Source organism: Treponema sp. JC4 (assembly GCF_000260795.1).
In the GTDB taxonomy this organism is placed as follows: Bacteria; Spirochaetota; Spirochaetia; order Treponematales; family Treponemataceae; genus Treponema_D.
Genome location: NZ_AJGU01000009.1, coordinates 22531 through 36889 on the forward strand (window position 1 = coordinate 22531; position 14359 = coordinate 36889).

Sequence of the window (14359 nt, forward strand, 5' to 3'; positions counted from 1 at the left end):
AGATAAAAAAGCGGGCAAAATACACTGCCCGCCTTTCATAAGATTTTCTGTAATTTTACCTTACAAAGTCCAGAGCTGTTCCGGATAATAACCAGACTTAATCTTAGCTGCAATTTCATCCTTTACAAGCTGACGATCTTCCGGATAAGTCATACCGAACCAGTTTTCTTCTGAACTGAAGAATTTTACGATTCCCTTACCGTGAGCAATAATATCACTTGTTGCAACAGGAAGAAGGGCTTCTTTTTTAGGTTCCTTAGAGTTTTTACTCATAAAGTCGTCCCAGTAAACATGGAATTCTTCAAAAGCCTTAAGACTGAAGCCGAAGAGGTTCATACTTACCCATTCTTTACCAGTCATGATTTTCTTTCCGCCGTCAATTTCACTGATGATTTTATCATCCTCGTAGTAAATCTTAAGGTTTTCTACGATTGACTCAAGCTTATTGTCTTTTACAGTGCAGACACCGCGTGAAACAGAACCATTGCGGCTCATAGTGTTTCCAAGAATATAGCCGACGATGGCGTGCTCAGTTGAATCAGCAGGAAGATCTGAAAGATATTTTCCCAAAACTTCAAATGCCTGACGTCCATAATAGTCATCAGAGTTAATAACTGCAAAAGGAGTCTTTACAGCTTTTTCTGCACACAAAACAGCATGAGCAGTTCCCCAAGGCTTTTCACGGCCAGTTGAATCAGCAAGCTGCTGCGGTGTCAGAAGACTTTCATGCTGCTGGAAAACATATTCAGCATCAAAGTTTTTTGCAATGCGGTCAAAAAGACGGCTTCTGAAATCAGCTTCAATATCTTTTCGGATAATGAATACAACTTTTCCAAAGCCGCATTTTTTTGCGTCATAAGTTGCAAAATCAAGAAGGCACTCATCATGGAGGCCTACACCGTCAATCTGTTTTACTCCACCGTAACGGCTTCCCATTCCGGCAGCTAATACTAACAAGGTTGGTTTCATAGTTTTTTTCTCTCTTTTTTTATTATTCAGCTACAATTGTATCAAGGGCGAGCATCATCATTTCCTTGAAGGTTGTCTGACGCTCTTCTGCAGTTGTAGCAGTTCCATCAAGAATACTGTCACTTGCAGTAAGAATAGAAAGTGCCTCACGACCATACTGAGCTGCAAGGGTATAAAGTTCAGCAGATTCCATTTCGATTCCGGCAGCACCGTATTTTTTCCAGAGCTTCCAGTTTTCGTTGATATCATAGAAGAAATCGCTGGAAACACATGGTGCTACTTTTGCCTTCATTCCAATTTCTTTTGCACGGTTATATGCAGTATACAAAAGATTAAAGCTTGGAACAGGAGCAAAGTGCAAAAGTCCAAAGCGCTGAGACTGCAGGCTTGAATCTGTACAGGCACCATTAGCCAGAAGCACTTCACGAAGCTTCAAATCTTCACTAATTGAACCACAAGTTCCTACACGGATTGCTTTCTGCACATTATAAAACTTAAACAATTCTGTTACATAGATAGAAAGAGACGGCTGTCCCATTCCAGTACCCTGAACAGAAACTTTCTTTCCTTTGTAAGTTCCGGTAAATCCATACATTCCGCGAACTTCGTTATAACATTTAGCATCCTCTAAAAAATTTTCAGCAATAAATTTAGCTCTTAAAGGATCTCCAGGTAATAATACTCTGTCTGCGATTGCACCTTCTGGTGCGTTAATATGTGTACTCATAAAGTTAATTCTACCATATATTAAGAAAAATTACAAAAATATAATTCCAAACACAGCGCCGGCCACAATAATAAAAATCGGATGCAGCTTAAACTTAAAAAATAAAAAGGTAAAAAGAGCATAGGCCGCTATATTCACAGGATTAAAAAGTTCAAATATATTTTCCCGGGCTGCAGAAAGAACTCCCTTAAATCCAGCCCCTTCCGGTAGATTCAAAAGAGCAAAAACAAAAATCTGCAAAAAAGGCAGAAGCACAAGGCCGGTACTCACAGGCCGCAGAAAAGCAAGAGTTCCTTTTACATAAGCATTATCGCTGAACTTTTTCAAAAAGCCCGCAATAATCATAATGCAGATTAAAGATGGCAGAACTTCCCCTGCAGTGGCAATAATTCCGCCCGGAATGCCGTAGAGGTTGTAGCCTATGTAAGTTGCCATATTAATTCCAAGAGGTCCTGGCGTAGATTCCGAAATCGCTACCATATTATAGAAGGTCGCAGACTCAATCAGACCCTTGTCCACAATTGTCTGCTGCATAAGGGTAAGGGCAACAACCCCACCGCCAATCGTAAAAAGCCCAATATAAAAAAAAGTACAGAAAAGCATAAAAATACTCATTTTTCTCCTCCTTCATCAGAATCAGAAGGATGCTTCTTAAGCTGCCTTGCACGGACAAAGACCAGAATACAGGCAATAGTTATGGCTCCCAGGATGACAATGTAAGAAGGCAGCTTAAGTATACCAACGCAAAGAAAAGCAACCAGCATAAAAATAAAGTTTACAGGCGTTTTAATTGTTTTTTTTGCAAAAGTTACCACAACATGGGTCAACAAAGCAGCAACAGCAACATTTATACCCTTCAAAGCTTTCTGGGCCGCAGGATAGTCAGAGACTGAATTAATAAAACGGGCTAAAAGCATAATAATCACAAAGGATGGAGTTACCATTCCAAGAGTTCCAATAATTCCACCAATTATTCCAGCCTGTTTGAAGCCAACAAAAGTAGAGACATTTACTGCAATAATTCCTGGTGTACTCTGCCCCACTGCATAATAATCAATTAATTCTTCTTCACTTATCCAGCCGCGATTTTCAATCAATTCCCTGCGCAGCATAGGCATCATAGCAAGCCCGCCACCAATCGTAAAGGTTCCGATTTTTACAAAGGCCAGATATAAATCAATAAGTTCTAAAAAGAGCGACTTTTTCATAGCTGTATTTTATCAGATTAAAGCAAGTTCCAAAAGTCAGATTTTTTACTGGATTTATTTATAAGATTGGCACATACTAAAAATTATGACAGTTTATTTATGTTCAACACAGCCGGATATTTTCAGATTTCTCGCAAACAAAATAGAAAAGCTGGGACATTCCTGTCTTTTGTTCAGTGATTACACAAATCTCAAGAATACCCTGATAAAATCAAACTACCTGCCTGACCTTGTTCTGATTGATTATATGGCTGAAAATCATCTGCTTTCTACAAATCCCTACGAAAAGCTAGATAAAGATAAAACTTATCTGCCACTTATTTTTTACAATGATCCTTGTATTGCAAAAGGCGCACGGGCAGCAGTCTGGGCAGATATAATCAGAAATTTCTGCAATAAAGATTATTTGCCGGAAGGAAAATATGTTCCAAAGGAAGAAACAATTGAGACTGTCTTAAAAATTGTTGCAGATTTTGTGGAATCTGATCAGTTTTCACCCTATATTTATCTGATGCAAAAGCCTGAGCCCTTCCCAGAAAGTTTTACGACAGATTTTTTATACGAAAAATTTACCTATAATAAAAATCATTACAAATCAATTGATGGATTTAAAAGTGAAAGCAAGCTGCCGGAAAGCCTTTACCTTCTGCTTCAGATTTTCTTTGACCACAAGGATGATATTCTTACTATTTATGATTTAATTCTTCTCTACTCAGAAAAGAAAAAGCAGATATCTCAAGCTTCATTAAAAGTAATGCTTTCAAATCTCCGATCTTATTTCAAAAAGTATCCGGAATTTAATTACAGACTTGACCACAATGAAAAAGGCTACAAATTTTCCATCGGCTAAAAGAGATAAGTGTTAAAGAAAAAAGCCGGCGAATCTACCGGCTTTCATACAGTTAATAAAGACTAAGACAAAACTTTTGAGATTCTTTCAAGAACCTTCTTTCTGTCCAAAGGCTTGATGATATAGCTTTTTGCACCAACCATCAAAGATTTTTTAACAAGTTCCTCTTTACCAAGGGCACTTACCATTACAACCTTTGCATTCTTGTCAAAAGCAACAATCTGCTCCAAAGCTGTAATACCGTCCATCTTTGGCATAGTAATATCCATTGTTACCAGGTCAACATTTGGACAAAGTTCCTTGTATTTATTAACTCCATCCTGACCGTCTCCAGCAGTAGCAACAACTTCATAGCCTTCACTTGTAAGAATCTGGCCAAGCTGTTTTGCAACGAACATAGAGTCGTCAACAATCAAGACTCTGAATGAAGTTCCATCATCTTTACGACCCTCAGGAGGACGCTCATTAATTGTAGGATAGTCTTGTGTAGTTTTCATAATTCAACTCCTCTTGATTTTTTATGCGCGTTCCCTGATAGAAACGTTTACTTCTATTTTACCGCAATTAGAAATTAATGGAACAATAAGAGCTTCAACACTGTCTGTTGTTCCACCCAAAGCTGCAATTTCCATTTTCTGTCCGATAAACAATGCTGGAGGAGTCAAGTCGAACTTAAATCCCAGCTCATGCAGCTTAGTTACAGCCTGTGCAGTGATAAGGTTTGCAAGCTCACTGATTGTAGCCTTTGCAAGGTCGTCAAACTGTGCCAGAGTTTCTCCGTTCATTGCCGAAGCAATATTAAGAGCGGTCTCCATTGTCATATCGAAAAGAACACGTCCTTCAACATCACCAGCAAGACCAACTAAAGCGGCAACACCCATAACAGGCATTGCGGTTGATTTCAAATATAAATCGCCCCGCTTTACTTCTGCACCACCAAGAACTTCCTGCAAAATACGAAAAGAAGTTTCAACAAACGGATTAATATACTCAACTCGCATTTTTATCTCCTTAATCTTTATTGTATGCTACAAGCGCACCAACTGTATTTTCACCAAAATTAAACGAAGCCGGCATTGTTTCATTCTCTCCAAGAATTGCAATACCGTTTCCCTTCATCTTCTCCTGGAAATCTGCCACAACAGTATTCTGAGAAGCCTCATCAAGCATTGAAACAACATCTCTTGCAAAAACAATATCTACCATTGGCAGAGCATTCGTATTCTTGCAGTCATGATATTCAAACATGATGCTGTCTTTTATGTCCTGATTAAAAGTATATTCCCCATTTGCCTTTTTTGTCAAATAAGAACTATACCAATCGTCTGCTAATTCAGCCGGAATGCTCATCATAGCCGCATTTGACACTGTCAAAAGGTCAACGTCCTGAGCATAGACTCTGATTTTGCTCTTTGGATAACGACGGGCAAGCACGCAGGCCAGAGAATAAGACTCTGTCCCCTTTCCGCAGCCCGGATTCCATACAATAATCTGTTTAGCAGAATTATCAGGAAGAATTTTTTCTACTGCATCTGCAAATTCCTTTGTCCACCACTTGCCGGTACAAGAAGACCAGAAGGTTGAAAGGAATTCCTCTGCATCAGCTTCGTTCTGAATCTGAGATTTACCGGCCTTAGTCCATTCGGTAAAGCGGTGTCGAACCCATGATTCATTAACAGAAGAAACGTAGAATTTTTTATAATTTGCAAGCGATTCAACTGCAAATTTATAAGCCTGATCATCAAAATCACTTTTTGGAGCTTCAGCTGCCTTCATACTTTCGGCTTTAGCTGCAAGTCCGGAAGGAGCTGCTTTACCCTCAGGAGCCGCTCTTGCTGCGGCAGGTTTTGCAGGAGTTCTCTCCGGTGGTGTATAGGTCGGCTGAGGGCGAGGAACATTTTCCAGAGCATCCTTTCCAGAGAAGATGCGTGTAATGTCCAGAAGTACGTAGAGTCTGTTATTAGCCTCAACTACACCATCAATATATTTGATATTAATATCACCAAACAAAGGATGAGGCGGCTGAATTGTACTCTTCTGAATACCTACAACCTTATCAATCTTATCTACAATTACACCGAATTTCTGATCATCTACCGCAAGAATAATGATGTTTTCAAGTTTTTTTCCGGATTTTGGCTGAACTTCTACACCAAAGAATAAGCGTAAATCCAGAATCGGAATAATTTCACCACGAAGATTGTAAACACCGCGCACAAAAGCCATCGTATTAGGAACAAAAGTAAATCTGTCTGCCTTTACGATTTCCTTTACGTGCATAATATCAAGAGAGTAATCTTTATCTGCAAGAGAGAAAGTAACCATCTTAAAATCAACGACGGTATTTTTATCTTCTTCCTGTTTTTCTGCAACTTGAGTCTGAACAACTACCTGATTTTCTGCTTCCATTTCCGACTCCTTTTATGCACTCTGTTCCTGATCCAGCTGTTCGTGCTTAACTCCCAGATCAAGGAGGGCACCAACATCAATAATCAGGGAAACAGAACCATCACCCAGGATTGAAGCTCCGGCGATTCCCGGAGAATTAGTAAACTGATCCTTAAGAGGCTTAATTACAACGTCCTCTTCGCCGACAAGGGCATCAACCATTACACCAATCTTCTTATCCTGGTTACCTACAATTACAATATAACATTCGTCCTTCTGCTCTGCTTCAGGCATACCAAAAAGACGCGCAAGACGAAGAACTGTAATTACTTCGTTGCGGACATTCATTACTTCGTAGTTATCAATGTGATTAATATCAGTAATCTTTACACACTGACTTTCAATTACGTTTGCAATAGGAATAGAGTAAACCTCTGTTCCAACGCGAACCAGCAAGCCCTGAATGATTGCAAGAGTAAGAGGAAGCTTGATTACAAAACTTGTACCCTTTCCTTTTGCAGAATTAACTGTGATTGTACCCTTAAGGTTATTAATCATAGTTTTTACAACGTCCAGACCTACACCACGACCAGAAATATTAGAAATTGTAGCCGCTGTAGAGAAGCCAGGCATCATAATAAGCTGGAAGGCATCCTGTTCGGAAATCTGCTTATCCGGATGGATAAGTCCTTTTTCTATAGCCTTAGCCTTTACCTTTTCTACGTCAACGCCGGCACCATCATCTTTGATTTCGATTACAATCTGGTTACCTTCGTTAGACGCCTTAAGGAGAACTGTACCAGTTTCCGGCTTTCCGGCTGCCTTTCGTACATCAGGCATTTCAATACCATGGTCAACTGAGTTTCGTACACAGTGCATAATCGGATCGAGCAAATCTTCTACTACCGATTTATCAAGTTCTGTATCCTCACCTTCAATTACCAGGTCGATTTTCTTGTTCAAATCACGCTGCAAATCGCGAACTACACGAGGGAAGCGGCTGAAAATCTGATTGATAGGAACCATTCGGATTTTCATTACACCTTCCTGAAGTTCGCTGGCAATAGTTCCAAGGTTCTGAGTTGTAGAACGGAAACGGCCTGTAATTCCTTTTGATTCTGCTTCATATGCTTCAAAAACAGAACCCAGATCACCGTATTCCTGAACAATTGCCTTTTTAACTTCTGCAGGATTTTCTCCATCCTTAACTTTTTCCATATAATCAGTAAGGTGGTCAAAAAGACTGCGGAGTTTTTCTTTGTATTCAGCCTGCAGAGCCTGGAAGCGGTTAAGTTCGCTTGAAGTCTGGGCAGCAAGCTGGTTGAAGGAAGCCTTTGTAATTACAGCTTCTGAAACAAGGTTCAAAAGATAGTCAATTCGGCGTGAATCTACACGAAGAATTGAGCCCTGCTGTGCGGCATGTGCAGCACCAGCCGCAGGTTTTGCTTCAGCTTTCTTTTCTTCTGCCTTAGGAGCAGCAGCAGGGGCTGGAGCTGGACTTGCAGGCTTAGGCTCTGGCTTCAGAACGTTATCATTAAGAATATCGTTCAAAAGATCATTCTGAGCTGCAGAGATTTCTCCGGCAGGCATATCTGAAGATGGCGAAACCGGGGCACTTGCTGCAGGAGCAGGTGTTGGAGCTGCCTGTACAGGAGCCGGCTGAGGAGCTGGCGCTGCCTGTGGAGCCGGAGCTGCTGGAGCTGCGGCTCCACCTCCCTTATAATTTGCATCAGTTATAAGCTGAGCATCTGTTATCAAGGTTACATCACTTAAGAAGGCAGTATCTTCAATTGCAGAGCCTTCTGCATCAGTTGCAACATAGTAATAAACCCATTCATAGAACTGATCTTCATAAAGGGCATCAAAATCAGGATTTGTTTTAAGAACATTACCGATTGCCTTTAATGCGGCGAATACCTGAATACCGCCGACCGAGTTCATAGGGTTGCTTTCATCAAATTTAACGGCGATACACCAGAGTTTCTGGTTGCCTTCGCAAGTCTGCTTAAGCTCCTGATACTCATCTTCACTTAATTCCGGAAGCACTACACCACTTGCTGCTGCAGGTGCGGCAGGAGCTGCCTGTACTGGTTCTGGAGCAGGAGCCGGGGTTGGCTCAGGAGCTGGAGCTGCGGCGGCAGGCTGTGCAATAGGTTTTCCTTTTGCATCCTTTGCAGGAATGTAAGCCTGGAGTTTAGACACAATGGCACTGGTATCTTCTTCATAAACAGAACCATTCTGCCGCGCTTCGAGCATCGCTTTTATTACATCGATAGAGGAAAGGAGAATATCAACGATATTTTCATCAACCTTTACTCTGTCTGAACGCACTTCGTCAAGAACATCTTCAACTGTGTGTGTAAAATGAGTGATTTCAGTCATTTCAACAGTTGCAGAACCACCTTTAAGAGTATGGGCAGCACGGAAAATTTCATCGATAGCATCATGATTAGTAGGATCGCCTTCAATAACAAGAATGTTACTTTCGAGCTGTTCTACCTGCTGCTCAGCTTCAGCAAAGAAGTCTTTCAAGAGTTCTTCATTATTTGGGTCAAGATAATCGCTCATAGAATAAATTATATCCCGAAAAACCTATATTTCAAGAAAAAAAAGTAAAAATGATAATAAATATTTATTTTTTAGGATCTGAAAGATTTTATTAAAGAAGATTTTGATTTATGCCGATAATAAAAACGGAGTGTTTTAAACTTTTTTACTATTAAACACTGCACAGAGGTTGCTATGAAAAAGGAGTTTCTTGTTTCTATATTACTATTGATTTCTGCTGCTTCCAGAGTTTTTGGCGTTACTGCCTTTACAGGATATGCGGGAGGAAAACTGAATCAGGGGGCTAACGAAAAGGCTGAAGACTACGAAGGAGACTTAAAGCTTCAGGCTTTCTTTGCCGGCCAGTTTAATTTTAATCAGAATATCTGGTCTCACCTGGAATTTTCTATAGATACAGACAACCTTTTAACTGATGATGTTTTCAAAAAGACTCCTGCACAATTCCGCATTGATGAACTTTCCCTCACCGGAAAAATGACTTTTACCAGCACAGTAAATTATCTGAGTGCCTTTATAGGAATGTATGATCCTATTGGTTCTGACATTCTTCTTCAGCGTTACTTTGGTATAGAAGGAATTGCTTCAAAAGTAACAGACAGCTGGCTTGGTACAGGAAATTCTATTCTTTACCCTCAGTGGGGTATGGGAATGGCAGATGTTCTGAAATTTTACACCCTGCCTACCCTTATAGGAATTTATGCCTACGTAAACAGCGAAGATGATGAATACAAGGTTTTTAACGTTGACCTTAGAAATGCATTTTCTTTCCATTATTTTACAATGGATTTAGCAGCAGGTCTTGGAGCTCCGCTTTCGGATAAGAGCCAGGGAAAGGATGTAATTGTTGCAATAAACAAGCTTTACTGGCATATGGGAACTACAATTTTATTGGGAAATAATTATACTGCCGCAGCTTTATTTGCTCAGATGGGTATTAACAACGCTTCAATTCAGCCTAAAGCCAATAAAATGGAAATTACACCTGAAACCTGTTATTTTCTGCTTGAACCAAGATTTTACAACGGCGTAGCTCATGCTCATATTTCCTTTTACATACTGCCAAAGGATACAGTTTCTGAGCTGATGGTGCTGGATGATACTCTTGGAGTTAACCTTAATGTATTCAGAAACATTAATACCCGTAATAACATCTTTACAATCGGATTTCATTTAGGCGCAGGCTTTGATGATAAATATGTTAATGATTTGATTAAATTTTCTGATTATGATATTTCAGATTTGAATGTAAATCTGATTCCGTACTTTTCAACAAATATTCTGGCAGGAACTCTTAACGCCTCTTTGAAGGTAAAGTTTAAGGAATTTACAAGAGGAAAACCTGGAAAGGCATTTGTTATCGATTTAGGATATAAGTGTAAGATTTAGGCTAAACACCATAAAAAAATGCTCCCGCCAGGCGTGTCTTGCGAACTGCGGGTGTGGGGTATAAGGAATCTGACTCGCTTCGCTCGCACCCCACAATGCAGTTCGAATCCCCGCCTCGCTCGCGCATTTTTTAGAATATTTTCTTACAAAACTTCCTCTTACAAAACCAATTCTGCCAGGCGTTTGCAGGCTTCCTCAACGTCAGCGTGGTGACCGAAAGCACTGATGCGGATGAAAGATTCTCCGGCAGGGCCAAAGCCGCTTCCCGGGGTTGTAACTACACGGCATTTATCAAGCAGGGTGTCGAAAACATCCCAGCTTTTCTTTCCAGGGAATTTTACCCAGATATATGGAGAGTTTCCTGTAAAGTAAACCTGGGCACCGGCTTTTTTGAAGTTTTCCCCTTCAAAAGTCTTCTTTATAAGAGCAGCATTTTCAAGATAGTAGTCGATTACTTCTTTCATTGCCTTAAGACCTTCAGACTCAAGACAGGCAAGACCACCGGCCTGAACTACGTTTGAAGCACCGTTGAACAAAGTTGTCATTACACGGTTCCAGTCGCGGTTTACGCTTGTACCGTCTGTAAATTTCAAATCATTAGGAACGATTGACCAGCCAAGACGAACACCGGTAAAGCCTGCTGGCTTTGAGAAAGAGTTAATTTCAATAGCGCAAGTGCGGGCACCTTCAATTTCAAAAATAGTTTTTGGAAGCTCAGGATCGCGGATAAACTCGCGGTAAGCGCCGTCAAAAATGATGATACAGCCATTCTTGTTAGCAAAGTCAACAAGTTTTTTAAGCTGTTCTTTTGTAGCAACGGCCCCTGTAGGATTATTTGGAGAACAGAAATAAATCAAAGAGTCTGGTTCAACTACAGAAAGATCAGGGAAAAAGTCGTTTTCCGGGGTACAAGGCATATAGGTTACACCTTCGTAGCCTGTGCCATTGTTTTTACCAGCAGCCCCTACAATTACAGAACCGTCTACATAAACAGGATAAGCAGGATCCTGAACGGCGATTTTTACATTACGGCCGAACAAAGTCTGAATGCGGGCAATATCACATTTTGCACCATCAGAAATAAATACTTCTGATTCATCTGCCAAGCCCTTGTACCATACTTCAGCAATCTTCTTGCGGAGTTCTGTATTACCCTGCTCGTCTCCGTAACCTGAATAACCTTCAGGAGTAGCAAGTCCAAGAGAGTAATCTGCCATTGCTTTGGCGATGAACTTTGGAAGAGGTTCTGTTGTGTTACCAATTCCAAGGCTGATGATTTTTGCATCCGGGTGAGCGGCTGCATATTCGCGGCGGCGGCGGGCAACTTCCGGGAAGAGGTAGCCGGCGGTAAGATTTGCAAATCCTTCGTTTCGTGTAATCATAGTTTCCTCGTTTTTAGATATTTTTGACTAATTAAAAAGATCGTCCCAGCCGTACAATTTGCCTTTTGAGAGCTTGCCAGTTTTTACAGCAGATGAAAGTTTTTCCAGAGCCTTTACTGAACCTACGGCAAAACCTTCGCGGCTTCTTGCTGTGTGGGTAAGTTCGATTGTGTCGGCAGTTCCGTCAAAGAAAACCTTGTGGGTTCCAGGAATGTTTCCGCAGCGGGTAGAACTTACATGAAGCTGATTAGCTTTTGGACGCTCGTGGAAGGCATCTGTTACGATTTCTGTCTTTGTTTTGTTACCAAGCATTACGCGGCGGGCAACTTCAAGGGCAGTTCCGGAAGGGCTGTCTGCCTTCTGATTGTGGTGAGCTTCCCAGGTTGCAACATCGTAGTCTGAATATTCAGCCATAATGCGGGCAGCTTCCTCAACAATTTTATAGAACATATTTACGCCGATAGAAAAGTTAGCAGAAGTCATGATAACTCCACCACAATCTCCGGCAAGCTTATTTACTTCTTCGTGTTTGTCGTTCCAGCCGGTAGTTCCAACTACGATTGGAAGTCCAAGAGGGAGCAGAGCCTTAATGTTATCCATTACTGCTGTAGGATGAGAGAATTCAATTACTCCCTCTGCCCCGCTTGATTTTACAGCGCGGGTAAGAGCAGCTGGGTCTCCGGCAGGGATTTTATTTGTAGCATCTTCTGCCATTACATCGATTGTAGCAACAACCTCGTGTCCGGCCTTTTTAGCACACATTTCAATCATGTGGCCCATTTTTCCATATCCAACAAGTGCGATTTTCATTTTTCTACACCCCTTTTTTTTGATTTTGTATCTTATCAAAAATGAAAAATTTATTCACCCGAAAATCGAAAGGTTTTACAAATATTTAAGCATTTCACTTTTACTAAAGTCAGCAAATCATTATAATCTTTTCTATGATAGTTATGAAATTCGGCGGCTCAAGTGTCGCAAATGCAGAAAGAATTAAACATGTTGCTTCAATTATTAAAGCATATCAGGAAAAGCGCCCGGCAGTAGTTTTGTCGGCTATGGGTGATACCACAGATCATCTTCTGGCAGCAGCAGACGATGCAGTAAACGGTAAAGTTGATGTAGAAAGAGTTGCAAAACTTCACCGCGATACAATCAATGAACTTGGACTTGACGGCACTGCAACAGAAGAACTTTTGAAAGAGCTTAACCAGCTTTTAACCGGTATTTCAATGCTCAAAGAACTTACCAAACGTACCCGCGACTATCTTGTTTCCTTCGGTGAGCGACTTTCTGTACGAATTATGGCTGCTTATCTTCAGAAAGAGGGAATTCCAGCCCATTTTTATGATGCCTGGGACATCGGAATCGTAAGCGATTCTTCTTTTATGAGCGCAGAACTTCTGGATGAAGTATGGCAGAATATTCCTCTTCATCTTAATTCCTACAAAAACGGCAGCGATAAGGAAATTCCAATCGTAACTGGTTTTATTGCAAAAGATAAAAAAGGAAATATCACAACACTTGGTCGCGGCGGTTCAGACCTTACTGCAACAATCATCGGTTCTACAATGGGTGCTGAAGAAATCCAGACCTGGAAGGATGTTGACGGTATTTTGACAACAGATCCTCGCGTTTGCAGTGATGCAAAACCTGTTCCTGAAGTTACTTATGAAGAGGCTCAGGAACTTGCAATGTTCGGAGCTCAGGTTCTTCATCCTCGTTCAATGGTTCCATGCCGCAAAACTGGTACACCGGTTCGCGTAAAGAACTCTTATAACATCCAGAGCCCGGGTTCAATCATCGTAGAAAAACACACCGGTAAAGTTCCACCAGTATGCGCAATCACAACTGTAAAGCACATCACTTTGATTGATATTGTTTCTTCACGTATGCTGGGTGCTGCAGGCTTCCTTGCCCACGTTTTCAATAACTTTTTGAAGTGGAACGTAAGTATTGACGTAATTGCAACTTCTGAAGTTTCAGTTTCTCTTACAGTAAATACAAAAGCAGACCTTTCGGGACTTATTTCAGATCTTGAACAGGCAAGCGAAGTTTCTGTTCACACAGGAAAATCAATCGTAACAATAATTTGTGACGCAGCTCATTCTTCTGCAATTCTTGCAAGCGGTTTTGCTGCCCTTTCTGATGAAGGAATCAACGTGCAGATGATAAGCCAGGGCGCAAGCAAGGTTAATATCAGCATGATTGTTGACGATGATGAAGCTGAAAAGACTGTAAAGATTTTGCATAAAGCATTCTTTAACTAGGAGGCAATATGAAAAAAGCTGCGGTTTTTCTTGCAGACGGATTTGAAGAAGTAGAAGCCCTTACTCCGGTAGATTACTTGAGACGGGCAGGAGTTGAAGTTATTACAATTGCAATTCCATCTTCCACAATGAAAGAAGAAAAAACTGTAACGGGTTCGCATAAGATTCCGGTTATTGCAGACACAACCTTAAAGGAATACCTTGCAGAGTACGCAGAAAATGCTCCGGATTTAGTTTTCTGTCCGGGCGGTTCTGTAGGCGCTGACAATCTTTCTGAATGTGCTGACCTTCTTGAGCATCTTGATAAATGCTATGACCAGGGAAGATATGTAAGTGCAATCTGCGCAAGCCCTGCGGTAGTTCTTGGAAAAACTAAGGTGCCGGAAGGAAAACGCTGGACCTGTTATCCGGGCATGCAGAAAGAAAGTCATCCTGATTATCAGCTGAAATATGAAGACAAGGTTTTTGTAACTGACGGAAAACTGATTACAGCAAGAGGAGCTGGAGCAGCAGAAGAGTTCGCAATGGAATTAATCAGACTCTTGTGCGGTGACGAAGTTGCAAAAAAAATACACGACGGAACTTTGCAGAGATAGAAAAATAATAAAAAA

General features: G+C 40.9%; 14 protein-coding genes. 4 read left to right on the forward strand and 10 right to left on the reverse strand.

The window, feature by feature from the left end; translation table 11 throughout:
* Positions 1 to 60 precede the first annotated feature (60 nt).
* Genes MSI_RS05695 through MSI_RS05710 form a run of 4 tightly spaced genes read right to left on the reverse strand, consistent with a single transcriptional unit; the run spans position 61 to position 2904 of the window.
* The gene (locus MSI_RS05695) at positions 61 to 969 is read right to left on the reverse strand and encodes a hypothetical protein (RefSeq protein WP_009104616.1); all 909 of its coding nucleotides are present in this window, start codon (positions 967 to 969) and stop codon (positions 61 to 63) included.
* A 22-nt stretch (positions 970 to 991) separates the two neighbouring features.
* Positions 992 to 1696, reverse strand: coding sequence for a purine-nucleoside phosphorylase (gene deoD / locus MSI_RS05700; protein ID WP_009104618.1), 705 nt, complete (start codon positions 1694 to 1696; stop codon positions 992 to 994).
* A gap of 30 nt (positions 1697 to 1726) precedes the next feature.
* The gene (locus MSI_RS05705) at positions 1727 to 2311 is read right to left on the reverse strand and encodes a chromate transporter (protein WP_009104620.1); all 585 of its coding nucleotides are present in this window, start codon (positions 2309 to 2311) and stop codon (positions 1727 to 1729) included.
* Entirely contained in the window at positions 2308 to 2904 is a 597-nt protein-coding gene (locus MSI_RS05710; protein ID WP_009104623.1) for a chromate transporter, read from the reverse strand. Before MSI_RS05710 ends, MSI_RS05705 begins: the two co-directional genes overlap by 4 nt.
* Positions 2905 to 2989: 85 nt before the next feature.
* Here MSI_RS05710 and MSI_RS05715 point away from each other — a divergent pair, with 85 nt between their 5' ends.
* Positions 2990 to 3754, forward strand: coding sequence for a hypothetical protein (locus tag MSI_RS05715; RefSeq protein WP_009104624.1), 765 nt, complete (start codon positions 2990 to 2992; stop codon positions 3752 to 3754).
* Positions 3755 to 3816: 62 nt separating this feature from the next.
* On the opposite strand, the gene MSI_RS05720 is transcribed toward MSI_RS05715, so the two are convergent.
* From MSI_RS05720 to MSI_RS05735, 4 genes are read right to left on the reverse strand one after another with little or no spacing between them, the layout of a single operon-like run.
* Entirely contained in the window at positions 3817 to 4251 is a 435-nt protein-coding gene (locus MSI_RS05720) for a response regulator (RefSeq protein ID WP_009104625.1), read from the reverse strand.
* Positions 4252 to 4272: 21 nt separating this feature from the next.
* Complete coding sequence (locus MSI_RS05725; protein ID WP_009104626.1) at positions 4273 to 4755, reverse strand: chemotaxis protein CheX; 483 nt, start codon at positions 4753 to 4755, stop codon at positions 4273 to 4275.
* Positions 4756 to 4765: 10 nt separating this feature from the next.
* On the reverse strand, positions 4766 to 6163 hold the full coding sequence (locus tag MSI_RS05730; RefSeq protein ID WP_009104627.1) for a CheR family methyltransferase: 1398 nt from the start codon (positions 6161 to 6163) through the stop codon (positions 4766 to 4768).
* 12 nt (positions 6164 to 6175) lie between these two features.
* On the reverse strand, positions 6176 to 8710 hold the full coding sequence (locus MSI_RS05735) for a chemotaxis protein CheW (protein WP_009104628.1): 2535 nt from the start codon (positions 8708 to 8710) through the stop codon (positions 6176 to 6178).
* A gap of 174 nt (positions 8711 to 8884) precedes the next feature.
* Between MSI_RS05735 and MSI_RS05740 the strand changes: the two genes are divergently transcribed.
* Complete coding sequence (locus tag MSI_RS05740; protein ID WP_009104629.1) at positions 8885 to 10096, forward strand: hypothetical protein; 1212 nt, start codon at positions 8885 to 8887, stop codon at positions 10094 to 10096.
* A gap of 158 nt (positions 10097 to 10254) precedes the next feature.
* Here MSI_RS05740 and MSI_RS05745 read toward each other — a convergent pair whose 3' ends face one another.
* Positions 10255 to 11478, reverse strand: coding sequence for an LL-diaminopimelate aminotransferase (locus MSI_RS05745; RefSeq protein ID WP_009104630.1), 1224 nt, complete (start codon positions 11476 to 11478; stop codon positions 10255 to 10257).
* Positions 11479 to 11505: 27 nt separating this feature from the next.
* Positions 11506 to 12288, reverse strand: coding sequence for a 4-hydroxy-tetrahydrodipicolinate reductase (gene dapB, locus MSI_RS05750; RefSeq protein WP_009104631.1), 783 nt, complete (start codon positions 12286 to 12288; stop codon positions 11506 to 11508).
* Between the two features lie 134 nt (positions 12289 to 12422).
* On the opposite strand from dapB, the gene MSI_RS05755 reads away from it, so the two are divergent.
* Positions 12423 to 13748: an aspartate kinase gene (locus MSI_RS05755; protein WP_009104632.1), complete on the forward strand. Its 1326-nt coding sequence runs from the start codon at positions 12423 to 12425 to the stop codon at positions 13746 to 13748.
* An 8-nt stretch (positions 13749 to 13756) separates the two neighbouring features.
* Positions 13757 to 14344 (forward strand): DJ-1 family glyoxalase III, encoded by a 588-nt coding sequence (locus tag MSI_RS05760; RefSeq protein WP_009104634.1) that lies wholly within the window; start codon positions 13757 to 13759, stop codon positions 14342 to 14344.
* Positions 14345 to 14359 lie beyond the last annotated feature (15 nt).

Coding starts and splice junctions, on each gene's coding strand:
- MSI_RS05695 (WP_009104616.1), bottom strand. CDS start 969: ATGAAACCAACCTTGTTAGTATTAGCTGCCGGAATGGGAAGCCGTTAC.
- deoD (WP_009104618.1), bottom strand. CDS start 1,696: ATGAGTACACATATTAACGCACCAGAAGGTGCAATCGCAGACAGAGTA.
- MSI_RS05705 (WP_009104620.1), bottom strand. CDS start 2,311: ATGAGTATTTTTATGCTTTTCTGTACTTTTTTTTATATTGGGCTTTTT.
- MSI_RS05710 (WP_009104623.1), bottom strand. CDS start 2,904: ATGAAAAAGTCGCTCTTTTTAGAACTTATTGATTTATATCTGGCCTTT.
- MSI_RS05715 (WP_009104624.1), top strand. CDS start 2,990: ATGACAGTTTATTTATGTTCAACACAGCCGGATATTTTCAGATTTCTC.
- MSI_RS05720 (WP_009104625.1), bottom strand. CDS start 4,251: ATGAAAACTACACAAGACTATCCTACAATTAATGAGCGTCCTCCTGAG.
- MSI_RS05725 (WP_009104626.1), bottom strand. CDS start 4,755: ATGCGAGTTGAGTATATTAATCCGTTTGTTGAAACTTCTTTTCGTATT.
- MSI_RS05730 (WP_009104627.1), bottom strand. CDS start 6,163: ATGGAAGCAGAAAATCAGGTAGTTGTTCAGACTCAAGTTGCAGAAAAA.
- MSI_RS05735 (WP_009104628.1), bottom strand. CDS start 8,710: ATGAGCGATTATCTTGACCCAAATAATGAAGAACTCTTGAAAGACTTC.
- MSI_RS05740 (WP_009104629.1), top strand. CDS start 8,885: ATGAAAAAGGAGTTTCTTGTTTCTATATTACTATTGATTTCTGCTGCT.
- MSI_RS05745 (WP_009104630.1), bottom strand. CDS start 11,478: ATGATTACACGAAACGAAGGATTTGCAAATCTTACCGCCGGCTACCTC.
- dapB (WP_009104631.1), bottom strand. CDS start 12,288: ATGAAAATCGCACTTGTTGGATATGGAAAAATGGGCCACATGATTGAA.
- MSI_RS05755 (WP_009104632.1), top strand. CDS start 12,423: ATGATAGTTATGAAATTCGGCGGCTCAAGTGTCGCAAATGCAGAAAGA.
- MSI_RS05760 (WP_009104634.1), top strand. CDS start 13,757: ATGAAAAAAGCTGCGGTTTTTCTTGCAGACGGATTTGAAGAAGTAGAA.